This is a genomic window from Streptomyces sp. NPDC094034 (genome assembly GCF_040303865.1).
GTDB lineage: Bacteria > Actinomycetota > Actinomycetes > Streptomycetales > Streptomycetaceae > Streptomyces.
The window spans coordinates 1-1,872 of record NZ_JBEOUD010000114.1 but is presented as its reverse complement, the minus strand read 5'-3'; the positions used below and the strand labels follow the sequence as shown (position 1 = coordinate 1,872).

The 1,872-nt window shown below is 60.6% G+C and carries 1 protein-coding gene; it reads left to right on the top strand.

The window, feature by feature from the left end:
• Window positions 1-822: 822 nt before the first annotated feature.
• On the top strand, window positions 823-1,470 hold the full coding sequence (locus ABTZ59_RS37040) for a hypothetical protein (RefSeq protein WP_351425925.1): 648 nt from the start codon (window positions 823-825) through the stop codon (window positions 1,468-1,470).
• Window positions 1,471-1,872: the final 402 nt, after the last annotated feature.

Genomic DNA, 1,872 nt, shown 5'->3' with positions numbered 1-1,872 from the left:
TCGCTGGAACAACTCCCACAGTTCGTCCGGCACCAGCCGCTCAACGATTCCCACACAGACAGGCTACCGAACCAGCCAAATGAGATGGCTTCTTAAGGGTGCCATCGTTTACCGACAGCTTCCCCCAGCAGGCCGCCAGCAGCCAGACCCCGCAAAGATCCACAAGCCCAGGCGATGACCTGAGATCCGGGCATCTCCCGTGCCGATGAGATCGCACCCCCTCATACTGCTGCTGCGGGGACGCACGCGGCTGGGCTGCTCCCCATCTCGTCGACAGGGGGCTTGATGTACGTCACTCCGCTACCGATCAATATGTTTCTCAGGCACCTGCTGTCCGCATCCGCTACGAGTGGCTATTTGGGTGCGGTTCTGGTACTGGCCCGCACTGCCGAGGCCCGCACCCAGCATGAAGAGCTGATCGAAGACTGGACAAGCGTTCACGATCTGAGCGGTGCGTCGCTGGCGGTGCTGTGCCCTGTAGCGCCCCCGCTCGGTTGGCCCGATCGGCCCCCGATTTCGGCACAGGTCGGCGGCGTCCGGAGTCCTCGGGGCCGGGAGATCGTGGGAGCTGAGGGCATGCGCGTAGACCTGCCTACTCGGGACGAGGTATTTCGAGGTTCCTTCTGGGATTCCATGCGACGAGACGGTTCGGATTCTCAATTCGGTTGGGTGGCCGGCGCGAGACCGCACTCGCGTGAAGAACACGAGAGGGGATGGACGCAGGCGACTTCTAGCGCGGCAGCCTTTTTCGGACTTCGCGAGTCACACATGCCCTGTCTTCTTGTACTGAGCATGCGGGAGCGGCATGGCACGGTTATTGCCATGGAGGAGGACCTTTCTGTCTACCGCCTGTTCAAGCAGCTCATTTTTAACATCGGACCCGCCCCCGCCCAACTTGCTGAAATGCTGAGGGAGCAGCGATCGACTCAGCGGAGAGTGAGCGAGCTAATGAGAGTTCCCATTCCGTCGTCGCAGATCGACGCCCTCTGGCGTCGCCTCGGCGAGGTGGAGCGCTTGGCCCCCGAGTTGATCGCGGATTGCCGCAGTCAACTAGCCGCCATCCGGGATGGTGGGTCATCGGGCAGGGTCCTTGCTGAGAAGCTCCGCGAGGTGATCGTCGCGCTGCCTCCGGACGAGGAAATGAACCGGATGAATCTTCGAACGAGTATCCGATCACCGCTGCGGCGTGTCATTACCAAACTCGAAGACTGGAATGACTGCGCGAATAACTTGGAGGAGATTTCCCTATTGCGTGCGCGAGTGGCCCAGCAGAGCGAGGAAATAGTGCCGTTGAGGCAGTTGGTCGATTCGTTGAGTATCTCAAGATCCGTACTCAGTGTGGGGGAAGAGCTCCTTGCTCCGCTCGAGAAACGGAGACTGACTTCGCCGTCATCCCTTGAAGACTGGTCCTTTAGCCATCTGACGCGCCGATCGGGCCAGACGTCTCCGACGACACTGCGATCTGTCTGACGGATCGTGGAAGGGGGTGGCGCAATGCCGGAGAGTAACGACAGGCAGGTCCTCGGCGCTCTGTTGGAGGATCAACTCAATGAGGAACGCAAGATCAAGGAGTCACTGGTCCAGCGCGGCAACGCGGTAGTGAGCAGCAGTGGTGTGTTGGTCGCCCTTGCGTTGGGAGCCGCTTCAGTCAGTGGCCGGACCTCTCAAGACCGCTTATCTACATCAGTGTCATTCCTGACCGTAGCCGCGCTCGCCCTGTTCGTAGGCGCCGCCGTCACAGCGTTGACTGTGAGCACCCCGCGCCGCCAGACCACTATTAGACGTCATCTCATTTGGTGAATCTGCGGTAGCAGATGAGGGTGCAGGCGATGCTGGTGAAGGCGAGGAAGTGTTCGGCTTTGCGCTCGTAGC